Annotated in this window: 19 protein-coding genes and 1 riboswitch; of the genes, 5 read left to right on the top strand and 14 right to left on the bottom strand. The window is 53.8% G+C overall.

The window, feature by feature from the left end; translation table 11 throughout:
- Nucleotides 1-400: 400 nt before the first annotated feature.
- Nucleotides 401-2,512 carry a sulfatase-like hydrolase/transferase gene (locus ACKGJP_RS14715; RefSeq protein WP_409346372.1) on the top strand — a complete coding sequence of 704 codons (2,112 nt, stop codon included), beginning with the start codon at nucleotides 401-403 and terminating at the stop codon, nucleotides 2,510-2,512.
- Between the two features lie 546 nt (nucleotides 2,513-3,058).
- On the opposite strand, the gene ACKGJP_RS14710 is transcribed toward ACKGJP_RS14715, so the two are convergent.
- From ACKGJP_RS14710 to ACKGJP_RS14700, 3 genes are all read right to left on the bottom strand, one after another.
- The gene (locus tag ACKGJP_RS14710; protein WP_409346371.1) at nucleotides 3,059-4,525 is read right to left on the bottom strand and encodes an NAD(P)/FAD-dependent oxidoreductase; all 1,467 of its coding nucleotides are present in this window, start codon (nucleotides 4,523-4,525) and stop codon (nucleotides 3,059-3,061) included.
- 113 nt (nucleotides 4,526-4,638) lie between these two features.
- A riboswitch (purine riboswitch) is annotated at nucleotides 4,639-4,739 on the bottom strand.
- A gap of 323 nt (nucleotides 4,740-5,062) precedes the next feature.
- Nucleotides 5,063-6,103 (bottom strand): FecCD family ABC transporter permease, encoded by a 1,041-nt coding sequence (locus tag ACKGJP_RS14705; RefSeq protein ID WP_409346370.1) that lies wholly within the window; start codon nucleotides 6,101-6,103, stop codon nucleotides 5,063-5,065.
- Entirely contained in the window at nucleotides 6,096-7,106 is a 1,011-nt protein-coding gene (locus ACKGJP_RS14700) for a FecCD family ABC transporter permease (RefSeq protein WP_409346369.1), read from the bottom strand. The genes ACKGJP_RS14705 and ACKGJP_RS14700 overlap by 8 nt, the downstream gene beginning before the upstream one ends.
- Before the next feature lie 297 nt (nucleotides 7,107-7,403).
- Between ACKGJP_RS14700 and ACKGJP_RS14695 the strand changes: the two genes are divergently transcribed.
- From ACKGJP_RS14695 to ACKGJP_RS14685, 3 genes are all read left to right on the top strand, one after another.
- Nucleotides 7,404-8,390 carry an ABC transporter substrate-binding protein gene (locus tag ACKGJP_RS14695; RefSeq protein ID WP_409347166.1) on the top strand — a complete coding sequence of 329 codons (987 nt, stop codon included), beginning with the start codon at nucleotides 7,404-7,406 and terminating at the stop codon, nucleotides 8,388-8,390.
- Between the two features lie 234 nt (nucleotides 8,391-8,624).
- Nucleotides 8,625-9,509, top strand: a complete 885-nt coding sequence (locus ACKGJP_RS14690) for a metallophosphoesterase (protein WP_409346368.1) — start codon at nucleotides 8,625-8,627, stop codon at nucleotides 9,507-9,509.
- A 59-nt stretch (nucleotides 9,510-9,568) separates the two neighbouring features.
- Nucleotides 9,569-10,099: a DUF6143 family protein gene (locus tag ACKGJP_RS14685; protein WP_409346367.1), complete on the top strand. Its 531-nt coding sequence runs from the start codon at nucleotides 9,569-9,571 to the stop codon at nucleotides 10,097-10,099.
- A gap of 18 nt (nucleotides 10,100-10,117) precedes the next feature.
- Here ACKGJP_RS14685 and ACKGJP_RS14680 read toward each other — a convergent pair whose 3' ends face one another.
- The 9 genes from ACKGJP_RS14680 to ACKGJP_RS14640 all read right to left on the bottom strand — a co-directional run bounded on the left by ACKGJP_RS14680 (nucleotide 10,118) and on the right by ACKGJP_RS14640 (nucleotide 18,740).
- Entirely contained in the window at nucleotides 10,118-10,825 is a 708-nt protein-coding gene (locus tag ACKGJP_RS14680; RefSeq protein ID WP_409346366.1) for a glycosyltransferase, read from the bottom strand.
- Between the two features lie 131 nt (nucleotides 10,826-10,956).
- Nucleotides 10,957-11,646, bottom strand: a complete 690-nt coding sequence (locus tag ACKGJP_RS14675) for a response regulator transcription factor (protein WP_409346365.1) — start codon at nucleotides 11,644-11,646, stop codon at nucleotides 10,957-10,959.
- Entirely contained in the window at nucleotides 11,643-13,133 is a 1,491-nt protein-coding gene (locus ACKGJP_RS14670; protein WP_409346364.1) for an ATP-binding protein, read from the bottom strand. Before ACKGJP_RS14670 ends, ACKGJP_RS14675 begins: the two co-directional genes overlap by 4 nt.
- Nucleotides 13,134-13,142: 9 nt before the next feature.
- The gene (locus tag ACKGJP_RS14665; protein ID WP_409346363.1) at nucleotides 13,143-13,883 is read right to left on the bottom strand and encodes a hypothetical protein; all 741 of its coding nucleotides are present in this window, start codon (nucleotides 13,881-13,883) and stop codon (nucleotides 13,143-13,145) included.
- Between the two features lie 160 nt (nucleotides 13,884-14,043).
- Entirely contained in the window at nucleotides 14,044-14,526 is a 483-nt protein-coding gene (locus tag ACKGJP_RS14660) for a GyrI-like domain-containing protein (protein ID WP_409346362.1), read from the bottom strand.
- 64 nt (nucleotides 14,527-14,590) lie between these two features.
- Complete coding sequence (locus ACKGJP_RS14655; protein WP_409346361.1) at nucleotides 14,591-15,529, bottom strand: helix-turn-helix transcriptional regulator; 939 nt, start codon at nucleotides 15,527-15,529, stop codon at nucleotides 14,591-14,593.
- 80 nt (nucleotides 15,530-15,609) lie between these two features.
- Nucleotides 15,610-16,389: an aldo/keto reductase gene (locus tag ACKGJP_RS14650; protein ID WP_409347165.1), complete on the bottom strand. Its 780-nt coding sequence runs from the start codon at nucleotides 16,387-16,389 to the stop codon at nucleotides 15,610-15,612.
- A 351-nt stretch (nucleotides 16,390-16,740) separates the two neighbouring features.
- A complete protein-coding gene (locus ACKGJP_RS14645; RefSeq protein WP_409346360.1) occupies nucleotides 16,741-17,706 on the bottom strand; it encodes a helix-turn-helix domain-containing protein in 966 nt (321 codons plus the stop codon).
- 11 nt (nucleotides 17,707-17,717) lie between these two features.
- On the bottom strand, nucleotides 17,718-18,740 hold the full coding sequence (locus ACKGJP_RS14640) for a Gfo/Idh/MocA family protein (RefSeq protein ID WP_409346359.1): 1,023 nt from the start codon (nucleotides 18,738-18,740) through the stop codon (nucleotides 17,718-17,720).
- A 538-nt stretch (nucleotides 18,741-19,278) separates the two neighbouring features.
- Between ACKGJP_RS14640 and aspA the strand changes: the two genes are divergently transcribed.
- Nucleotides 19,279-20,706, top strand: coding sequence for an aspartate ammonia-lyase (aspA, locus tag ACKGJP_RS14635; protein WP_409346358.1), 1,428 nt, complete (start codon nucleotides 19,279-19,281; stop codon nucleotides 20,704-20,706).
- Between the two features lie 111 nt (nucleotides 20,707-20,817).
- On the opposite strand, the gene ACKGJP_RS14630 is transcribed toward aspA, so the two are convergent.
- Nucleotides 20,818-21,975 (bottom strand): Gfo/Idh/MocA family protein, encoded by a 1,158-nt coding sequence (locus ACKGJP_RS14630; protein ID WP_409346357.1) that lies wholly within the window; start codon nucleotides 21,973-21,975, stop codon nucleotides 20,818-20,820.
- A gap of 122 nt (nucleotides 21,976-22,097) precedes the next feature.
- On the bottom strand, nucleotides 22,098-23,687 hold the full coding sequence (locus tag ACKGJP_RS14625) for an extracellular solute-binding protein (protein WP_409346356.1): 1,590 nt from the start codon (nucleotides 23,685-23,687) through the stop codon (nucleotides 22,098-22,100).
- Between the last annotated feature and the right edge of the window lie 57 nt (nucleotides 23,688-23,744).

The raw sequence follows: 23,744 nt of genomic DNA, 5'->3' as shown, positions 1-23,744 counted from the left end.
TTTGTCTCTATATGATGTTTATCAAGTCTGGGTCCCGCCGGCAGCGGATGCATCGCATCGTAACGCGGGTTTCTTTGTTGTTCTCATTTTAGGCTGACGACGATTTCATTCATAGGGGAGCATCATTACTTTTTCTTGTGTTTTCATAGCATTATTTTCATCCACGCAGCAGACTTCCCGGTACGGCACAAAATCATCCAACCTTTTTCGGACGAATTTCAACTAGAATTAAGAAATATTTAAGCGTTTCTACTTATAATTGCTTCTTTTGAGCGAACGTCCGGCGTGATATAATGGCCTAGATCGTTTACAATCCGTTAATGCGGCGTTAACGTTCTATTAATAAAAAAGGGGTTCTATAAAACACCCAACCATACTGGAGATAATGGGAGATAGGACAATGGGAAACTTTTTGCGGTCGCTCGGCCGTTACGGCAAACACAGGTATGCCGTTTTTATTTTGTCCATTTGGCTAGTATTTTTGATGGAATGGCTGAGCCGGGGAAATCTGGGGGATACGTTCAGCTGGTGCTTCAGCCATATCGGGCAGCTGCTGTTTAACGGGCTTCTCACGTTCGGCTTAATCATGGCATGTCTCGCTCTGATCGGGAGAGTGAAATGGGCCTATTGGATCGTATCCGTTCCGCTCCTCGTTCTTGGCTTGATAAGTGGCACGAAGCAAAAGATTTTGGGCGTGCCCCTGCTGCCTTGGGATTTCGTGCTCACAAGCGAAACTTCCGATATGGCGCAATATGTGAAAAACATACTGAACGTGAACGTCATCGGCGCCATTATCGCTTATCTGGTCGTCAGTTATCTCATTCTTCGCACGCTGCCGAAGCTGCGCGCGAAAGCATTCTGGAAAGAACGCGCCGCCCTTGCGGTTGCCGCAGTCGCTTTGCTCGCGGTAATCTACGTGGACAAACCCGTCGATGTGAAACGGTCGCTCTTCGGAATAGGCAATATGCCTTGGAATCAGACGGACAATATGAAGACGAACGGCTTTGCGCTATCTACTTATATGAATTTGGAATATTTGTTCGTGAAGCAAATGAGCGAGTATGACAGCGCGAAGATCGACGAGATTCTCAATCAGGCGTCCAAACCGGCCATTGCCAATGCCGAAAACGGCGTCAAACCGAACGTGATCGTCGTGCTGAGCGAATCGTTCTTCGATGCGACGCAGCTGCCCGGCGTAACCTTTAGCCGAGACCCGCTTCCCTTCTTTCATGCGCTGCAGAAGAAGACGTCCAGCGGCACGATCTTGTCGCCTCAGTTCGGGGGCGGAACGGCCAACGTCGAATTCGAGGTGCTGACCGGCAACTCGATGCGTTTCCTGCCGCAAGGCTCGATCGCGTATAACCAGTACATCGACCATGAAGTCGATTCGCTTGCAAGCATTTTGGGGAGACAGGGCTATACGTCTACGGCGATCAGCCCGTTCCATAACTGGTATTTTAACGCCAACAAAGTATACAAAAATTTCGGCTTCGGCAAATACCAGAGCATCGAATTTTTCAATCCGGTTTACGAAGGTCCTTATATCGCCGACAGCGAAGTCGCGAACATGATCATCAACGAGAGCAAAAAAAGCTCGGGGCCCGACTTTATTTTTGCAAATACGATGGAAAATCACTTTCACTACTATCCCGGGAAGTTCAAGAAAAATACAATCGACGTGAAGGCCGACGTGTCCGCCGAATCGATCGGCTTCCTGGAAACGTACGCGCAAGGGCTGATCGACGTCGATAAAATGCTGCAATCGATGGTGGAATACTACAGCAGCATAAGCGAGCCGACGATCCTTGTTTTCTTCGGCGACCATCTGCCGTCGCTTGGCGACGATTACAAAGTGTACCGCGAAACCAAGCTGATCAGCGGCGAGGACGATCCCGATTTCCTCAACAAAATGCACCGCACGCCGGTGCTTGTCTGGAACAACTACTTGCCCGAGAAAAAAGATACGCTCGACATGAGCCCGTCTTTTATCAGCCCTTACGTGCTGGATCTCGCAAAGCTGCCGGGAACGTATTATACGGATTTCCTGCATAACCTTTGGAAAAAATCGCCGGTCATTCCTCCGAAAAACTACTATGAAAAAATGAATATTTCGGTAGAGGACATGAAACAATACGAATATCTGCAATACGACATCATTTTTGGCGAACGTCACGGCTACAAAGATTTCAAGGACAAAATTGTCAATCCGAACTTCACCCTGGGCAACGGCCCGATGTCGATCGACCGGTTGACGCCGGACGTGGTAACAGCCGGAGGAGGCAAAACCAAGATTACCGTCTCGGGCAAAAACTTCTCACACGGCAGCGTCGTCTATGTCGGCGGCAAGCCGCAGCCGACGACTTATGTCAGCGAAACGGAACTATTCGCGGAGCTTCCGGCCGAGCTGACTGCCAAAGCGGGAACACTCGATCTTGATATCCGGGTCATCGATAACAAGAACGAGGTCATTTCGCAATCGAACGGACAAAAGCTGCAGGTTAACGCGAAATAAGATAGTCGTTAGGGCTATTGCAAAAGGTTTTCTACACCTTTGCAATAGCCTTTTGTTTTGCGCTGCGAGAGGGACTGTGATGGGCCCGAGTGAGCCTGAGTGAACCTGAGTGAACCTGAGTTCACTAATTGTGAACCAAACTTCACTATTTTAGCTCGAACTCTCCTTATTTGAGCGGATAGTGAAGCAAACGGGACTATTTGACCGGGAGGTTCACTATTAGTGAAGCTTTCTTCACTATTTCGGTGGTGGCTACATTTTAGAGCTGAAATAGTGAATATAGGTTCATTGATAGTGAACTTTGGTTCACTATCAATGAACCTGCATTCTCTTTTAGTGGCGGGGTTGTTTAGGAGGGGTGTTTAGTTTGTTTGATGTCAATTTTTTTGGGGGGGTGATTGGATGTCAATTTGTGGAGTTTGCTAGAAATTTCAGTGTACGAAGTCAGCTTGTGTATACCAATGCATGACACGTCATACCAAATCTCGCAAAAAGAGGCCGTCCCGCCGCCACTAACATGGCTTTCGAGACAGCCTCTCCGCTTCCTTATTTGCCGGCTGCGCTTGCCGCAATCCTCTCGGAAAGCCGCTCGCTAACGCAGCGGGCGATCCAAACGCCGCATGCTCCGGCCTGTGCGAGTCCGCGCGTCATGCCGGCGCCATCGCCGCCGCAAAACAAGCCGGCGATCTCGGTTTCGAACCGCTCGTTCAGCTTCGGCCGGGCGGAATAAAATTTCGCCTCCACGCCGTAAAACAACGTGTGCTCCGAGGCGATACCCGGCGTTACCTTATCTAATGCCTCGACCATTTCGACAAGGCTCTTCATCGTGTTGTAAGGCAGCACCAGCCCGAGATCACCGGGTATAGCCTCTTTCAGCGTCGGCTCCAGAAAACCCTCGCGAATCCGCTCGGCCGTCGAACGTCTCCCCCGCATAATATCGCCGTACTTCTGAACGATTACGCCTCCGCTGGAAAAATCGTTCGCACGCCTGCATATTTCCCGCGCATATTCGTTTGGCTTGTCGAACGGCTCGGTAAATTTGTGCGAAACGAGAAGTGCGAAGTTCGTATTGGACGATCCGAGCGCAGGATCTTTATAGGAGTGACCGTTCGCCGCCATGACGCCGCTGTGATTTTCTACGACGACGTGTCCGGACGGATTGCTGCAAAAGGTGCGCACCCGCGTGCCGACCGATGTGTTATATATAAACTTGCCCTCGTACAAGTGCTCGTTGATTTCGCGCATGACTACGTCGCTCGTTTCCACTCTGACGCCCACGTCGACTTGATTGTTGTACATGGGAAGGCGTCGTTTCTTGAGGACGCCGGTCAGCCAGGAGGAGCCGTCGCGTCCCGGTGCGATCATGACGCAATCGCTTACGAACGTTCTGCCGTCTTTGAGTACAACGCCTGTTACGCGATATCCGCCGCTCTCCTTCGCCGTAACGATGTCTTCGACTTCCGTTTTGAACATCATTTCGACTCTGCTGTTCAAGTATTCGTAAATCGACTTTAAAATCTCCAGGTTTTGCTCCGTTCCTAGATGGCGGACCTCCGCGCGCAGCAGCTTTAGACCTGCGGCATAGCCGCGCTGCTCGATGCTTTTGATCGCATCCGTCGTCGGATCGGTAATCGATTCCGTCGCTCCGTGCTTCAGGTTGATCGAATCGACATATTGGATCAGCTCCAGAACTTTGGAGGGGGTGAGGTAGTCGGTCATCCAGCCGCCAAACTCGGTCGTAATATTGAATTTGCCGTCGCTATATGCGCCTGCGCCGCCGAAGCCGCTTGTGATCGAACAAGCCGGCAAACAACCGGCAAAGTCCTTCTTGCCTGCTGGCGGCGGGCACAGCTTGATTTTTTCTTCCAGGATGGGACAGCTTCTCCGGTAAATGTCATGCCCTTTGTCCAGCAGCAGCACGCGCGCTCCCGGATCTCTCAATGTCATTTCATAACAGGCGAAGATGCCTGCGGGTCCTGCTCCTACTACAATCAGATCGTATTTGTTGTCCATGTTCGTCCTTCCTCCCGTTAGTCAAGCAGCATCTTGTAAAAGTCCGCTTCCCGCCGCATCGGCGAAGGTCGTCCGGCTTTTTTGCGCATGCAAAAAATCCTGTCACGACGGGTGCGGGTTAGCAGCCCGTTCGTAGCCAGGATTTTACAGCTCCTTGTAGAAACCCCCAAAACCTTATCTTTGAGGATATACGAACAGTGGAAAACGATTATGCGATTCGTTACCTTACGATCTTAGCGCATGACAGGTTCGTCAGTCAAGGGATGAATGTTCGGTTTTTATTCGTCCATATCATCGTTTCACATCATATATGCTTGTTATTACCCTGAATATCTATCAATCTTTGCATTTACCGCGAAATCATTCGGATATTCGCAATCATCAACCTCTAGAAACACGAATCAAGCAAGATGAGCCTTCCTTCATCATTTACATAAAATCCTAAAGAAAAAAGACGAAGCGGCGAACGAGAAAGTCGGATAAATTCCGGTTACCCGAAATTCGCAAGCCGAATTACTCGTCCATCGCATCGTCTTATTAGTTCGCACGCCGTTTGAACAGCAAGTACAGGAAGAACGGCGCGCCGATTCCGGCGGTAAATACCCCTGCCGGCACGTCCAGCGGCTGGAACAGCATACGGCCGGCCAAGTCCGCCGCTAGCAGGACAAGCGCCCCGAGCAACGCGGACACCGGCAGCAGGATGCCGTGCGAAGGCCCTACTAGCCGGCGCGCCATATGCGGAGCGAGAAGGCCGATGAACGAAATGGTTCCCGCGATGCCAACCGCCGCTCCCGCCAGCGCCACGCTAATAAACAGAAGCATCAAACGCGTTCTCTGAATTTGGCTGCCCAATCCGATTGCCAGGCTCTCGCCTAACGCCTGTACGTTTAGCTCCTTCGCATAGAAGCAGGAAAGCGGGATAAAAATCGCGATCCAGGGTGTTAGCGCCCCCACATGTTTCCATGCCGTGCCGTAAATACTCCCTGTCATCCAGTTGAGCACCTGCGAGGCTAAATAAGCCGGCCCGCTTATGAGCAGAAATGTCGTGAGCGCCCCCATAGCCGTCGCGATGCCGATCCCGATCAGCACCAGCCTAAACGGAGAGACGCCATTTTTCCAGGCTAGCAGGTAATTCATGCCCGCCGTAAGGAAGGCCCCTGCTATCGCGACTAACGGCAGCCAGTGAATGCTCAATTTGCCTGCAGATAACGTTATGAAAGCAACAGCGGCAACGGAGGCTCCGCCCGTAACGCCGATCAAGTCCGGAGCCGCGAGCGGATTCCGGATCATGCCCTGCAGCACGGCACCTGAGACGGCCAGAGCAGCACCGATTAAAATGGCGGCCACGATGCGGGGAAGCCGCAGTTGCAAAATAACGAGACTGTTGGTCGGGTCGGATTTGCCGAGCAGTACGCCGATTACGTTCCCGATCGGGATTCGCATACTCCCCATGGATAAGCTGACGACCGAAAAAAGGACCATGATAACGGTTAGCAGCAGCACGATAAACAGGCCACGCCGCCATTTGCGAGCCGCCAATGCCGATAAATCAAAAGTAGCCGAATCTTGTTTAAGCATAGTTTCTCCTTCTTGCAACCGAAATCAGGAACGGGACGCCGAGCAGCGCGGTCGCTACACCGACAGGCACTTCCTTGGGCATGAGGATGAATCGCGACGCGATATCCGCCCCGACAAGCAGAAGCGCTCCCATTACCGCGCAATAAGGCAGCAGCCAGCGGTGATCGTTGCCCACCAGATAGCGGCATAAATGCGGAATGATTACCCCGATGAAGGCGATCGGTCCGGCTACCGCGACGGAACCGCCGGCCAAAAGCACGACAATGACCACCGACAGCACTTTGACCAGCACAGTCCGCTGTCCCAAGCCCTTGGCGACCTCGTCGCCGAGCGCCATCAAATTGAAGGAATTGGCGAGCAGCATCGCCATTACCCATCCGATCGCCACATAGGGCAGCACGGAGGTCAAATGCGACAGCTCCCTTCCCGACACGGAGCCGATTAGCCAAAACAGCGCTTGATCGAGGGAACGGTTGTCCACCAGCATGATGCCTGACGTGACGGAGGATGCGAATGCCGCTACGGCTGCCCCTGCCAGCGTCAGCTTAATCGGGGTAAAGCCGTCTCTTCCCGCCGAGCCTAACGCAAAGACGAACACCGCAGTAACCCCTGCCCCTGCGAATGCGACCCATACCATTTGACTCATGACCAGCTGCGAACCGAATATCGAGAAGCTTATGACGAGAAACAGAACGGCGCCGGCGTTAATGCCGAATACGGACGGCGAAGCGAGCGGATTCTTGGTAAGCACCTGCATAATGGCGCCGGCAATCGCCAGACTCGCTCCTACGACCGCTCCGATTAAAGCACGCGGAACGCGCGTATTGGTCAGGATAATATGTTCGTTCGATCCGTCGAAATGCGCGTATGCCTCCCAAAGCATATGTATAGGAAACTGCTTAAGTCCGAACAACACGCTTGAAAGCATGCCGCCGATTAATAAAAGAACGCCCGCGGCCAAGCCGAACAGCTTGGCTTTACGGCTGTAAAACAAGCCAGCCATTGAAATTCCCCTCTCCATACAGTCAAACCGCAATGCTTACTATACGATGCAGCCCTCTCCGAGTAGCTTGAACATACCGTTCACGAACATGAACATTATCCCCATTTTAGGGCGACAAAAGCTTTGTTGTCAATGATGTTGAGAATCATTTTCATCAAACGGTTGACATTTACCAAATTATATCTTTTAATAGTCTTTGATAATGATTATCGTTAGCAGTTGTGCGCACAGCTGCAAAACACCGTTCCAGAGGAGAGAAAAACCGTGCGAACGTTTCATCGTTTGAAATTATCAGGTATGTTTTTGGTCATGATCGCTATTATTTTAACGGCAGCCGGATGTGGAAGCAAATCGGGGGAGACGAACAATGCGGCATCCTCGTCGCCGAAAGCAAACGCAGCGCCAAGCGCGTCGGCGAGCCCGTCGGCCAAACCCGACGAGACCCGTACGATCAAGCACGCAATGGGCGAAGAAACCTTAAAGGGAACGCCGCAGCGCGTCGTCATTCTGACCAACGAAGGCACGGAAGCCCTTCTTGCCGTCGGTATTAAGCCCGTAGGAGCCGTTAATTCCTGGGTTGGCGATCCGTGGTACGATCACATTAAAGCCGATATGCAAAGCGTAACCCCGCTTGGCGAGGAAACGCAGCCGAATATCGAGTTGATCGCGAGCTTGAAGCCCGACCTGATTATCGGGAACAAAGTTCGTCACGAGAAAATTTACGAGCAATTGAAAAAAATCGCGCCAACCGTATTCGCAGCCGATCTCGCGGGCGACTGGAAAATCAATTTTGCCCTGTATACCGCAGCGGTCAACAAAAAAGCCGAAGGCGAAAAAGCTTTGGCTGCTTACGACAAACGCGTTGCCGATGTAAAAGCGAAGCTCGGTACGCAAGCGGCGACGAAAGTGTCCATCGTTCGTTTTACGGCAGCCGACATCCGCATCTACCAGAAGCAGACATTCGCCGGCGTCCTGTTGAACCAGCTTGGCGTCGCCCGTCCCGCTTCCCAGGATAAAGATCAATTCGTCGAAAAATTGACTAAGGAACGCATTCCGGATATGGACGGGGACGTCATGTTCTACTTCACAAACGATACCCCGAGCACAACGGACGGCGCGAAGGTCGCCAAGGAATGGCTGGGCGATCCGCTCTTCAAAAACTTGAACGTTGCCAAAAACAACAAGGTCATTCAAGTCGACCAGGTTGTCTGGAATTTGGCAGGCGGTTATAAGGCGGCTAACCTGCTGCTTGACGAACTGATTAAATTTTTTGAAGTCAACTAATGTCCGCGAAGCGGACAAGGATAAACGGCTTCGCCGTCCTTTTAGGGACAGCGCGTTTACCGAGATTTAGAGCGACTTCCACGATATACTTGCTGATAAATAAAGTAAAACCCCCTGACGCTCAGGGGGTTTTTCGCGCCGACGCAGCGCCTGCTAGCGTTTTGTTTTCTCTCGATAGTCCAAAGTGGTATAATGATAGGCTATCGCATCAATTCTACGCTGGAGGTGGCAATTATGGATCCGACAACCGTACGCATGAACAGACGCTCCTTCCTCAAAAAAGGCGCGATGATCCTCGCAGGAACGATCGCGGCTCCTTCTGCCGCATTCGCGTATTCCCGCTATCTGGAGCCCTCCTGGCTCGAAGTGAAGCAAGTGGCGTTGACGCTGCCCCGCCTGCCTGCCGCTTTCGACGGACTGCGGATCGTGCAGTTCAGCGACGTGCATCTGGGCTATCATTTCGATCCGGTGAAACTCGATAATCTCGTAACCCGCATAAACGCGTTAGCCCCTGACCTCGTTTGTTTTACGGGCGATTTGTTCGACTTTGCCGTCGGCGGAGACGGCCCGCGAACGATTCAAGCGCTCTCCCGGATTGAAGCCAAGCTCGGAAAATGGGCGGTTCTCGGTAACCACGATTACTATGCGGGCTTTCGCAACGTGCAAAAGCTGCTGATTCAGGGCGGCTTTCACGTGATGATGAACGAATCGGCTCCGGTCGAGAAGGACGGCTCGAAGCTGTGGATGGCAGGAGTTACGGACATGAACGAAGGAAAGCCCGATCTCGATTCCGCCCTTCTGAAGGCCAAGACGAAACCCGGAAAGGAAGATTTCGTCCTCCTGCTGTCCCATGCTCCCGATTTCGCCGATAAAGCGCTCGGCTATTCGGTCGACCTGCAATTATCCGGACACAGCCACGGGGGGCAGGTCCGGTTGCCGTTCTTCGGAGCGGTCCGAACGCCGCCGAACGGGCATAAATACGTTGCCGGCCATTATATACTGGGTGACGGCAAGCTTCAAGTCTATACGAACCGCGGGATCGGCGTGACCATTTATCCCGCTCGTTTTTTGTGCCGCCCGGAGCTGACGGTTATGACGCTTGCAAGAAAACATCAATAAATCCGGGCATTCCCACATACGATTGGAATAACACCACCTGAACGGAGGTAGATGTTCCTTTGCATTTGTTCGGACCGCAGCATGTCATCGATATGACAAACCCCCTAAGCAAGTCTCTCCAAGGCAAATATTTTTTGGGAGAAACCGGCATGGTGCCGCTCGGCGGAGGGAAATTCGCATGGGCAGCCCTAGTCAATCCCGCACACTCCGGGACTAATCTGTTTCTGGACATCTTCACCGTCTCGAACTTGTCGGACGCCGTCATGACCGCCCACATCTGGTTCTGCCTGAACGTGCCGGGGAGCGGTCAGCTTTCGGCGCACGTGACGCCGGCCAACCTGGCGGTCCTTCCGCAGCCGCTGCCCCGCGGTCAAATCGTCAGCGAGTCCACCGCAGGACCGCAGATGGACGGGAAGCGCGCCACGACCAGACTCGTCCCTTCGAACAGTACCGTAGCCGCCGAAAAATACGGTCATTGGATTCTCGGACCGGACAAAGCGGTCGTTCTCACCTTGAAGGGCTCCGGCAACGATTCGGGCGAAGCCAACGTGTCGTTCGGCTGGTGGGAAGAACCGCTTCATTCGTATTGACGGGATGCTCCGTCCCCCCTACCGGCTGACGAACGATTTGAACTTGCTTCCCCGGTATGCGATACTCGTTCCTTTTCTGCCGAGCAAGCTGCGGTACGTCACTTTCCATGTATGATTTCGCGATCGCTTCCGGCGAACGGCGGCGAAGTTGTAATTGTTCATGGCATAGATGCTTACTCCGTTCGCCCTGGCGTCCTTGCAAAATTGCACATCTTCCCCCAGCGAAAGATTACGGAACTGAAACCTTTCGAACAGCTTCTTCTTAAACGTAAGGGTAGCCCCCGCTACCGCCCTGACATACCGGTTTTGCGCAGCCCGATTGCGCAGGAGCAGCGTTTGCATCCCCTCCAAATACATGAAATGAGCGCGTTTGCCGACAATGCCGGCCTTCGACCGCTGAAACGCCCTCGTGCAATCCCTCAGGTAATGCGGCGCATAATAGTCGTCGTCGTCAAACTTGGCGATGATGCCGTATTTCGCCTTCCGGACCCCGTAGTTCAAGCAAACCCCCAGCGAATATTTTTCCGGTATGCGGTACACGGAAACGTTCTTGTACCCTCTCGCCATTTTTCGATAGCGGTTTATGTTCATATCATTTTTATTCAAAATGATGATCAACTCTTTACGGTGCCATTTCTGTCTGCTGAAATTATCAAACAGATTATGCATATATTCGGACCGCTTTGTGCAGGCGATGATCGAATAGCCGTACGATGCCGTTTTCATAGAATCCCTCCTTCAGCGCAGCTTTCTTCCAGCTCGCTATTACAATCTATGAAAACGTCGGCCGATAGAAGCGGCGGATTCGCCGATCGCCAAAAAAAGAACAGCCCCGCGGGGGCTGCTCTAACGTAGACTTATGACAGAAACCGGTAGCCTACGCCCCAGATGGTTTCAATATACTGTGGGTTCGCCGTATCCGGTTCGATCTTATCGCGGAGTTTGCCAATATGTACGGTAACCGTCGCCGCGTCCCCGTTCGATTCCAGCCCCCAAATGCGCTCGAACAGCTCGTTCTTGCTGAAGACGCGGTTCGGATGGGATGCCAGAAAAAGCAGCAGATCGAATTCCTTCGACGTAAACGCGATTTCTTTCCCGTTGATGCTTACTCTTCTAGTAGACTTGACGAGATGGAAGCCGCGGATTCGAATGTCGTCCTTCGGCTCGTCCTTGCCTCCCGTAAGCCTGTCGTAACGGGACAGGTGCGCCTTCACCCTCGCGACCAGCTCGCCCGGACTGAACGGTTTGGTCATATAATCGTCGGCCCCGAGACCGAGTCCTCGTATTTTATCGATATCTTCCTTCTTCGCCGACACCAGCAAAATCGGAATATTTTTGACGGCGCGAATTTGACGGCATAGCTCGAACCCGTCCATGTTCGGCAGCATCACATCGAGAATGATGAGGTCGTACTCTACGCGCATCGCCTTTTCCAAGCCGAGACGGCCATCGTCCACGATTTCCGCCTCATACCCGTCGATTTCCAAGTAATCCCTCTGCAGCTCTGCGATATACAAATCGTCCTCGACAATCAGAATTCGTTTCATGTCTGCATCACCGCGCTATCTTCCTTAGGTTTCGGAAGCGTGAACGTAATCGTCATGCCCCGCCCTTCCTCGCTCGCCGCCCAAACCTTGCCGCCATGTTCGTTCACGATATGCCGGACGATGGACAAGCCGAGTCCGCTGCCGCCGCTCCCGGCGCTTCTAGACGGTTCCGCGCGGTAGAAGCTGTCGAAAATATGCTCAAGCGCATGCTCCGGAACGCCGGGACCGTTGTCCGAAATGCGGATCGTCACCTCGTTCGCCCCGTCGATCAGCGCCGCAGAGATCCGTTTCGAGCCCGTACTCGGCTTGCGCATATATTTCATGCTGTTCTCGATAATATTGACCATCACCCTGTTCAGCTTCTCTCTGTCGGCCACGACTATTACGGGCCGGCAATCTTCCGCATCGTAATGAAGCTCGATCCCTTCCTTCTCCAGATCGATCCGCATTTCCTCCATACAGTCGCGCGCATACCGGACGATATCGAGGCGTTCAAAATGAAACGGCAGCTTCTTCAAATCCAGCTTCGAGAATAAAAACAGCTCGTCGATCAGCCTATCCATCTCGACCGCCCGGTGATAGATGCGCCGCATATACGTCTCCTGCTTTTGAGGCGAATTCGCGACCCCGTCCAGAATGCCTTCCACATAACCCTTAATCGAAGTGATCGGCGTCTTCAAGTCATGGGAGATATGGGAAATCAGCTCTTTGCGGTTTTCCTCATACTGCATCCCTTGGTCGATCGAATCTTTGAGCCGGCGCCGCATTTCTTCGAACGCAACGCTGACTTCGCCGATTTCATCGTTCGTCGTCGGCTTCACCTCGAAATCAAGATCGCCGTCCTTAATCGTTTCGGCGGCTCTTTTTAACGTGTACAGGGGCTTGATGATGCTTCGCGAAACGATGTAGGTCAGAACGCCGTTCGTCACGGCCAAAGCAAGCAGCATGATAAGAAACTGCAGCGGTCGAAGACCTGCGAATTTCGTTTCGTTATTCGTAAAGAAATATAACGTTCCCTCTCCGCCGCCGGAAAGCGGGAACGGGAAGATTTCCGTTTGGTAAACGATAGTGCCGGTATCCAGCGGTTTGGCTTTGTCGCGCCGGCTCGGGAGCGCTTTAGCAAGCGCATCTGCCCCGACCATCCCTTTCGCAGCCATATAGTCGGTTACAGAAGGAGATGAATAAACGACGGCACCGCTTACGGCGACGGCAATACCGGACTGCATTTCGTCCAGTCTGCGGTTTAAAGGCTCCAAATAAGCGGGATCGAGGAGCTTCTTCGAATCGTTCCCGCTAATGTACTGAAGCTCGCCTTCGATCTTTGTTTGCATGGCTTTCAGATTGCTGCCCGCTTTAAATACGCGGTAGAGCGAGCTGTCGTCTCCGAGCAGCAGCGTCGATACAAGACCCATAGCAAGAAGAAGCAGTACGATCGGCACGACGACCATCGCGATATGGGACAACAATAATCGGATTCGAATGGACACTTTGTCGCCCTACACCTCGCGCTTCTCGAACGAATACAATCCCGCCGTATACGCTACTATACTACACAGCAGGATAAACATAAATACGTTGGTCATTTGATTGAACGAAACGGAGCTCCCCATCCAGAGCACATGCCAATCTTCGTATGCGAATACCGTAAAGGACGCCGAATGCGGAAATGCCACGGTTACGGTTTTGGCGACGACGTACACGGAGGCGCTGACGATTGCAGCAGCCGCCCGGCTGCGGAACTGCCTGGCGATCAGCGCAGAGGCAAACCCCAGAGCGAGTAACGGGAAGAACGCGGCGCCGTATGCGACAAGCCCGCTCGCGAGCCCTTCCGGAGGCAGATCGCTCATGAACAACAGGCCGACAACGCTGGAGCTTGCCCAAACGAGGGCTAGCTGAAGCACGATCAGACAAGCGACGGCAAGCAGACGCGAAGCGAATCGTTTAAACCGTGCGAGCGCTGTTGATTTAGGATTCGCACTGCCGGTCTGCATCGCAAACGAATCCGAAACGGAGGCGACGAGCAGCAGCGGCAAAAAAACGGTGGTCAACACGCCGAGCGTAAGCAAAGGAAAAGCCATGCCGCTGACATCGCCCATTCCGATCATATCCTGCATACGAACGAGCAAGTAAGCCGCCCCAACCGACAGCAGAACGGAAAGCCCAAATAGGATGCGGATGGAGCGTTTTGCAAGCAAATTCCGCGTCTCCCGCGTTACGGTAGCGATTAATAGACCCATCTAAAATCCACTCCTTTACATTTCCCTAAAGACTATGCCTAACAGTCCTCCTCCTATCGTACAAGACAGTTATAAACTGCCTATCAACGAATTCTAAAAAAACGATAAACTTTTGAGCGATTATGCAAAACAAAAAAACGCCTTATAGGCGTCTTCTGTTTTATTCGACGGAAATATAAATTTGCACCGACGTATGCCGAGGATCGAAATCGCGGGAATCGTAAAGCTCGAAATCTCCCGTATACGCTCTCTTTACAGCACCGTTCTGAAAATAGTCCCAGATGTACCGCCACGCTTGAGGAACGACCTCATGCAGCGGGCCTTTTGCCGACTGGAAGACCATGTACTTGGATTCCGGCACGACTGCGCCCTGGAGATCCGGTAACTCGGGGCTTGCATCGTCTGCAGCCTCCATTCCCAGAAGCGCCGTATACGCTCCGTTGACGTCACTTTCATAATCCGTATACAACCCATAAATGAAATGCGGATTGGCAACTTCGGGCCGTTCGGAAATTCGGCTGGCCAAAAAAGCGTCCCATAACGCAGGCAAGCGTCCGTTCGGACCCGCCTCCGCTGCATTTGTCGTTCTTGCGCTCACGCCGATAAGCTTGAATGCCGGTTTTCTAATGATGCCGCTCTCCATCTATCGTCCTCTTTTCTGGTGGTATAGCGTAATGATACACCCCAAAACCGGACATCTATATGTCTTAGTTCGCATACCGCCCGACAATTTTTTTTGCCCGGTCGACGACTTCTTTCGCTACTTCCTCAGGGCTTTCGACCTTCACGCCATCACCGTAACTAAGAACCATCCCGTAAAACCATTCGTCCTCCGGGAACTGCCCCGTCACGCGCATGGAGCCGTCCGGCATGTCGGTCACTTGATCGGGATGAAACGTATCTCCCACGCGGTGTCGAACCTCGGGCTGGAAAGCAAGCACCATGGTTTTCTCCTTATGCTTGGACCATCCCGGCTCCCAGGAGTAGCCGTCGAGCGGCGGAGCCGTACGCTTATCGAACCGTTCCGGCAAATCCCGCAAATGCCGCACGCGGGACAAACGGAATACTCTAAAATCATCGCGCAGGGTACAAAATGCTTGTACGTACCACACATTGCCCTTTAGGATCAGCGCATAAGGCTCCGCTACCCTATCGCTTTCCGTTCCGTCCTTGTCGATGTAGCGCAAAACCACTTTCCTCGTTTCGTGGATCGCCTGCTTCAGCACATTGACTTTGTTCCTGGCTTCCTCGCCTTGCCCCCAAGGATTCAAATCCAAGACGATCGGATCGTTTTGCCGTTCCCACTGCGCCCTATCCGATTTATGGAGCAGCGCTTTGACTTTCTCGAGTACGCTGGCAAAAGTCGCATCGTCCAGTACGGTACCGATGCCTCTCACCGCAGTTAGAACAGAAGTAATCTCGTCTAACGATAAATACTGGCGGGCTATCGTAAAATGCTCCAAAATATCGTACCCGCCTGCTGTTCCCTGGTGGGCGACGATCGGAATCCCCGCTTGGTTCAGTGCCTCCATGTCCCGGTAAATGGTTTTGGTGGACACTTCAAAGCGGTCCGCCAGTTCCTTGGCGCTTATTCTCCCCCTATTCAGGATCAGGATGGTAATGGCCAGCAGCCTGTCGATTTTCATGGCTTCCTCCTTCCTCTTTGCTTGCAGCGCGGCAAAAAGGCCAAGGAGCGATCCCAGGCCTCTTGAATCGTCTAAAAGAGTTAAAAGTTAAAGTTGTCCGGATCCGGACCGATGCGCTCGTTGCGGTTGATCGCATCGATCGCCGCCATGTCTTGAGCGGAAAGCTCGAAATCGAAAATCCCGGCGTTTTCACGGATACGGTGCTCTTGAATCGATTTCGGTATCGTGACGACCCCATGCTGCAAATCCCAGCGAAGGACGATTTGAGCCGGCGATTTGCCGTGCTTGGCCGCAAGCTCCTGCAGCGTAGGATTGTCCAGACGGCCCTGCATAAGCGGGCTCCACGCTTCCAGCTGAATGCCGTTCTCTTTGCAGAATGCCCTTAGCTCCGGCTGGGCCAGCAGCGGATGGAACTCGACTTGGTTGACCATAGGCTTAACTTCCGCGCCTTCCATCACATCCTGTAGATGGTGGACGTGGAAATTGCTCACGCCGATCGCACGGACGGCTCCATCTTTATACAGTTTTTCCAGAGCGCGCCACGTTTCTTTATACTTATCCTTCACCGGCCAGTGAATCAAATATAGATCGATGATATCGAGGCCGAGCTTGCGGCGGCTTTCTTCAAATGCCTGCAGCGTCGATTCGTAGCCTTGATTCGCGTTCCACACCTTCGTCGTGACGAACAGGTCGTTCCGGTCGATGCCGCTTTCGCGGATCGCTTGACCAACGCCTTCCTCGTTCCCGTACACGGCCGCCGTATCAATGCTGCGGTAACCGTTGCGGATGGCCGCCTTTACGGATTCGACAACCTCGTTTCCTTCCTCCACGCGCCATACGCCGAGCCCGAGCCAGGGCATCTTGACGCCGTTTGCCAGTACTGTCGTATCTTCGATATGTGCCGCCAAAGGGATCGCCTCTTTCTGTCGTTTTCGTCAACCGCGCGAAATCGCGCCTCGACGTTATGCAGGGTTCGATGTTTCTTGTCCCTAGTAAACTGTAGCACAAACGTTCGCTTGATTGCAAAATGACACGCAGTGGCAACAATATCAAAAATCAGCTTTCGCCTGTATCGGCAAACGGGGAGTCTGTCCAGCCTGATTGGAGAAGCGGCCGCCAGTATCCGGCGCCCGGTTCGCATAGGAAAAAGGAGCCGCCCCGCGGGAGACTCCTTCTCGAATGGACAGAGAGTTGCTGCAAACCGCTTCTTTTCATACGCCCTTCCGATGCCGTTCGCGGTAAGCGAGCGGCGTTTCGCCGAACCGCTTCTTGAATACATGGTGCAAGTAATTGGAGCTCGCAAAACCGCTGGCCTCCGCGATCCGGTGGATCGAGTCGCCCGACAGCTCCAGCTGCCGGCAAATCTGCGTAAGCCGGTACCGTTCCAGATAATCGCCGAACGTCTCGCCGGTCTGGCTGCGGAACACCCGCTGCAGCTGGCGCGCGCTGATTTGCGCCCGTTCGGCGACATGCTCCACGGTCAGCGGCATCATGTAGTTATCGTGAATGAACTGGACGGCAAGCTGGTAACGGTAACGATGCATGTCGCGAGAAGGCAGGCCGACCTGCGGCGGCTGCTTGGTTTGGGCATTGACCGTTTTTAGCAGAATGTGAATGACCGACTGCTTCAGTATCGTATAAAGTCCCGGCGAGCCGTCGTACCAAGCGCGGTACGCCGTCAAGAAGGACTGCATGGCGTCGTTCCGGTCCGCGACAGGGACGGCGGGTAGCCGGGACAGCCTTTCGACGCACTGCTCCGCCTCCGCACGCTCAAGCGCGCCGCCCCAATCGTCTTCCTGTACGTGACCGCTTGCGCGTGCCGGAAGGCGGACCAGATCGACATGCAAACAAAGCTCATCCATCGCTTCCTGCATATCCGCCTCTTGGCGATGCAGCACATTCGGTCCCGTCACATACATCAAACCGGCCGACAACGAATGCTCGCCGTCCTCCAGCAGAAGCTTTCCTTTGCCCCGAGGAATAAAGTGAAGCTCGAATTCCGAATGCTTGTGGTAATCGACCACCTTGCCCTGCGGAAACGTCGTCAAATGAAACTTCAACACTTTAACGCCGTAATCGCCCCAGCGAAAGCGGATATCCAGCTTGTCGAGCGCATGCGGCTGCTCCAGCATCGGCTCGTATGGAAACGGTTTGAACCCTGAAGCCGATTGTCCCATGATGCGTCCGTTTACGCCAGCTCGCCGATTCGTACCGGGCGGCCGCCGCGAGCCGATTGATTGGATGCTTCCATCAGCGTCGTGAGATCCAGCGCAAGCGCGATGTTTTCGTCCGCAACCGTATTGTCCTGAATGTGGCGCACCCATTGATGGAATGCGGTTTCGCGGTCCTGCGGCACCGGCTCGATCTCCGTCCACTCCTTGCTTCCGGCTACGCCGGGCTTGGAGGTCCGAACGAGCAGCTTATCGTCATGGGTAGAGTACAGCAAGCTTCCTGCGGTGCCGTGCACCTCGATCACGAACGGCGATTGCGAATTGACGAAGCCGGCTTCCACGATGGCGACAGCCCCGTTCGAATAGCGAAGCACGGAAACCGCGTTGTCTTCCACTTCGCGTCCGGTTACATAGCCGTATGTAGCGCTTACCGATTCCGGCATGCCGTTCAGGAACAAACGAGCCAAATACATCGGATGGCAGCCGAGATCGATCATGGCTCCGCCGCCGCATTGCGCCAGGCTGAAGAAATGCGCCGGCAGCCAGCCGTTCGGGGAGCTCTCCGTAGGAAGCGCTCCGCCGTGGGACAAGCGTGTGCGTACGAGCGTCACGTCACCGAGAATTCCTTGCTGCAGCAGCTCCTGCACCTTCAGCGTGTACCCGAAGTTAAGACGCGGGAGCGATACCGTCAGCTTCACGCCGGCTTCTTGAACCGCCGCCAATATGTCCGTGCATTCCTTCACGGTCGGAGCGACGACTTTCTCGGTGAAAATGTGCTTCCCGGCTTTGGCAGCCGCTACAAGCACCTCGTGGTGACGATCCGTCGGGGCGTCGTTGATGACTCCGTCAATATTCGGGTCGGCCAGCATATCTTCAAGCTTTTCGTAGAACGGTACGCCAAGCGCCTCCGCTTCTTTGCGCCCGCGTTCCGGTATTTCATCCCAAACCGCAGCGATTTCCGTATCCGGATGCTCCAAAGCCTGCTTCGTATAATCTTTTGCATGAACGTGCCAATAGCTGATCATACCGACTTTAATCATACATGATCTCTCCTTCGAATTTAGACTTCAGAACGTTACGATGGATTTGTCCTATGCAGCGAACTACAGGAAAGGCAGCCGCTGATTCGACAATCCGGCATATCAGTGCAAAATAATGACTAACGTAAATATTATCACATCCAAAACGGCTGTTCTATTGAAAAATGAGGACAACAATTAGTATAAAATAACGACATCGAATGATATTATAGAATGGAAGGATATGAAGTAGTACGACATATATCTTGCCAGAAGCGTCAATGAAATATAACATATAAGGTATAAGCGCTAACGTAGTCCGCATACGGCTATACTTTCCATATGTTGGCTCGAATTACGCTTCATTCGCACTTTATGGTACTATCAAAGTATCGCAGGCGTTCTGACGATTCGATCGCCGTCCATCCGCCGACCAGCCTCCAAGCTTTTCACCGGAGAGCCCGCGGTTAGCGGGACGCGCGCAGTTGCAATCGATCCGGAACGACAACAAAGCGGAAGCGGCATCGCCGCGCCGCACCGATAACGGAGGAGACCGATCATGACAACCGCACAAGCAGCTCGCATCGAAAAAGATTTTCTTGGTGAGAAGGAAGTGCCGATCGACGCATACTACGGTATTCAGACGCTTCGCGCAGTAGAAAATTTCCCGATTACCGGCTACAGAATCCACCGCGAGCTTATTGTGGCGATCGCGACCGTCAAGAAGGCCGCCGCTCAAGCCAATATGGAAATCAGACAGCTAAACCCGCAGATCGGCGAACCGATCGTACAAGCGGCTGAAGAAATCATGAACGGCAAGTGGCATGACCAGTTTATCGTCGACCCGATTCAAGGGGGGGCCGGCACCTCGATCAATATGAATGCGAACGAAGTCATCGCGAACCGGGCGATCGAGCTTCTAGGCGGCAACAAAGGCGACTATTTCAAGGTTAGCCCGAACTCGCACGTCAATATGGCGCAATCCACGAACGACGCGTTTCCGACCGCTATCCACATCGCGGCGCTGTCGCTGCTCGGCAAGCTGCTCGACACGATGGAGGACCTGCACGAAAGCTTCAAAAAGAAAGCGGTGGAATTCGACGGCGTCATCAAAATGGGACGCACCCATCTGCAGGACGGCGTGCCGATCCGGCTCGGACAAGAATTCGATGCCTACAGCCGCGTATTCGCCCGCGATATTAAGCGGATTTCGGCTACGCGCGAGCATCTGTACGAAGTGAATATGGGCGCGACGGCGGTTGGCACAGGCTTGAATGCCGATCCGCGTTACATCGAGCGCGTAGTTCAACTGCTCGCCGAGTATAGCGGAATGCCGCTTCAGGGCGCCGAGCATCTCGTCGATGCGACGCAAAACACGGACGCGTATACGGAGGTTTCCGCCGCGCTCAAGGTATGCATGATCAACCTGTCCAAAATCGCCAACGATTTGCGGTTGCTCGCATCGGGCCCTCGCGCAGGCTTCGGAGAAATTCGCCTGCCGTCGCGCCAGCCCGGTTCTTCGATCATGCCGGGCAAGGTTAACCCGGTCATGTGCGAAGTCGTCAATCAAGTCGCATTCCAGGTCATCGGAAACGATCATACGATTTGCCTCGCTTCCGAGGCCGGCCAGCTTGAGCTGAACGTCATGGAGCCCGTGCTTGTATTCAATCTGCTGCAGTCGCTCAGCATGATGAACGAAGCGTTCCGCGTCTTCCGCACCCACTGCCTGGACGGTATCGAAGCGAATGTGGACCGCTGCCGGGAATATGTAGAGAAGAGCGTCGGCGTCATTACCGCGCTCAACCCGCATCTCGGTTACGAGGTTGTCGCCCGGATCGCCCGAGAAGCGATCGAAACGGGACAGCCGGTACGCGATCTCTGTCTGAAATATAACGTGCTGAGCGAAGAAGAGCTTAATCTCATCCTCGATCCGTACGAAATGACAAACCCGGGAATCGCCGGCGCGTCGCTGCTGCAGCGCGACTAGCCGATCGCCGAACGGCCAATAAACCTCCGCGCCCGCTCCAGTAACGGGTTCGGAGGTTTATTTTATGGATCGAACAATCAGACGAAACTTCATTCGCCGCTTTGTTCCCTATCACAGCTTAATGATTTGATCCTTATACGAACTCGTCTTCCGGAAGTCCGGCATCTCCATCGGCCTTCCTCCGTTCGTGATCGACAGCTCCGACAGGAGCGCGACTGCGGTCCACTCGCAAGCGTCGTACACGTCGATCGGCGGCTTCGAGCCGTTTCGGATCGCGTCGACAAAGTCCTGCACGATGAAGAAGTCGCCGCCGAAATGACCGGCGTTTCGCTGCGCTTCCGTTGCGTTCCGGTATCGCTCCGGCAAATGCTCGTCAAAATCCGTAAGCGGACGCCACGCCGCTTGGTCATGATGCTCGCCGTCCGTCTTTACATATATTTTATGCTGATCCCCAAGCCCTCTCGGCGCCTCGTAGCAGCCCTTCGTCCCTTGCAGCGTGTAGTAAGCGCCGTTCTCCGGCCGGTTCGAAATGCAGTCGACCCTCAGCTTGATCAGCTTACCGCTCTCCAGCCGGCAAAGCGTAACGGACGTATCCTCCTGGCGGAAATGCGGTGCGGTATGCCGGCCGGTGCCGAAGCTGGATACCGATACGATCCGGTCCCCCGGGAACCACTGCATGACCGGGCCGAGACTGTGCGTCGGATAGAAAGTGCCGCGTTTGCCCAGCTGCCAGTAGTTCCGCCAGGACGTCTTGCCCGCTGCCGCCTGGTCGCCCGGCACGCGCCGGTTATAGCCGCTTGCCAGATGTTTGATGTCGTGCAGATATTCCCCTTCCGCAAAGTAAACGTCGCCGAACAGCCCTTTGCGTACCATGTTCGCAAGGAGCTGATTTTGGGGAATATAGCAGTAGTTTTCGGCCATCATATATACTTTGCCGCTGCGCTCCGCCGCTTCCTTCAGCCACCACAGCTCATCCATCGCGACGCCTGCGGTGACCTCGCACATGACATGCTTACCCGCCTCCAGTGCCTGAACCGTCTGCTGAAAGTGAAGCTGCATCGGCGTGGAAATGACGACGGCATCAAGCTCCGACTCCAGCATGTCTTCATAGATCCGGTAGGTGCGGGGGATGCGATACTTCTCCGCCTGCTCTTTCAGAAGCCCTTCGTGCAAATCGCAAAGCGCGACGACCTCCACATCCGGAATCGCCCGAAAGCCATCGATGTTGCTCAGCCCTCTTGCTCCGGCAATGCCTACTTTGATTGTCATACGTATCCTCTCCTGACGCAGTACCGGCCGGAAGCCGGCAAAGTTAGAAGAGAGTATCCCTCGGAGCAGCATTTGCAACCCCTCCGGATACTCCCGCATAGCTATAGCCTATCATTTCGCGGCTATTTTTTCAGCTTCGAGAACCATTCGTTCGCTTCTTTCTCCATCTGCTCGCCGCCGCCGCTTCTCCACTTTTTCACGAATTCGTCGAATTCGGAAATCGGCTTATCGCCGGCGATGATCGAGATGAATGTCTGATCCTGGAGCTTTTGCAGTTCCGCTTGGTATTTCGACTGAGAAGGCAGCGCGGTCAGCAGCTGATTGCGGATGCCGCCCTTCTCGAAGCCGTTGGCGGCCGCCCATTGGTTCCGCTTGGACATCGAGACGGAGGAGAACTCGGGCAGCTCCAGCGATTCCATAACGTTGTTGGCGCCCATTTTCTCGAGATCCTGCGTCGTCTGATTGTTCTTGAGCACCGGCGCTTTATCTTGGTTGAACGTCCAATCCTCGCCTTCGATTCCGAACATCGCCGTAACGTAATTTTCGTAGGACGAAGCGCTGATCGTATCGATCACCTCCAGCACTTTGGCCATCTTCTCGGGGTTCTTCTCCAACTGCTTGCCGAGCGAGATGAAGTTGCCGTTCAGCAAAGAGCCTTGCGGAGCGCCCATCTTGCCGGTCGGACCCTTAGGCGGCATGCCGTATGCCATTGCGTCGGCCGCGGCTGCGTTCACCTTTTTCATCTCCACGTAGTCATGCGAAGCGGTATCGCCTTCGAACAGAAGCGGCTTCCAGTGATAGAATACGCCTAGTCCGGTTAAGCCGATTCTACCGTTGATGAACGCGTGCGAAAGCGCCCAATATCCCCCGTTGTTCTCGCCGGTAATGAATTCCGGATCGATAACGCCGTCCTTGTACCATTTGTTAAGCAGCGTAAGCGCCTCTTTGATTTCCGGCTGCACCGCGCCGTAAACGAGCTTTCCGTCCTTCTCGGTCCAGCGGTCCGGCAGATAGCCGAACGCCCCGTATACCATCGGCAGCGAGGAAGCCGAGAAGCCGTACGTATCTTTTTTACCGTTTTTGTCCGGGTCTCCGTTCGCCAGCTTGTAGATCGCCTGCTCGAACTCCTCCAGCGTTTCCGGCGTTTTCGCGATGCCGACGTTTTTCAGCCAATCGCCGCGCCAGACGACCGGAGCACGGAAGCGGTCGTACATGACGAGCTTCGGAATGCCGTAAATTTTGCCGCTGATTTTGGCGTATTCGAATGCGTTCGGCATTTCCTTCTCCGTTTTGGCATAAACGTTCGGCGCATGCTTCTTCAGCATCTCGAGCGGGATTTCCGCAAGCAGATCCTGGTCTACGTATTTTTGCAGCATGGCGAAGCCGTTGACGACCATACGGTCCGGGATTTCGCCGGATGCGAATTTCAGGTTCATCGCTTCGGCGAAGTTATTCGATTCGACATTCCAGATGTCCAGCTTGACGTTCAATTTTTCATTCCAATATTTAATCATCTTGGCGTTCGCGTCAACCGGCGTCGACTGACCCGATACCCAAGAAATCGAAACCTGCTTATTCGATTGCGCCCCGCCGTCCTTCGTACCGCCCGTTTCTTTCTCTTCTTTCGACGACGAGCAGCCTGCGGCGACGGAAGCCAGCATGAGCGATGCCACTATCGCGGCCAACGCACGTTTGTTTTGGAACTTTTTCATTAGGAAGACCTCCCATTATTTCGAATCACAGCACTTCTATATGGTCAACGTGGAACC

The organism is Paenibacillus litoralis, assembly GCF_046244365.1.
In the GTDB taxonomy this organism is placed as follows: domain Bacteria; phylum Bacillota; class Bacilli; order Paenibacillales; family NBRC-103111; genus Paenibacillus_V.
This window is presented reverse-complemented; position numbering and strand designations above follow the sequence as displayed.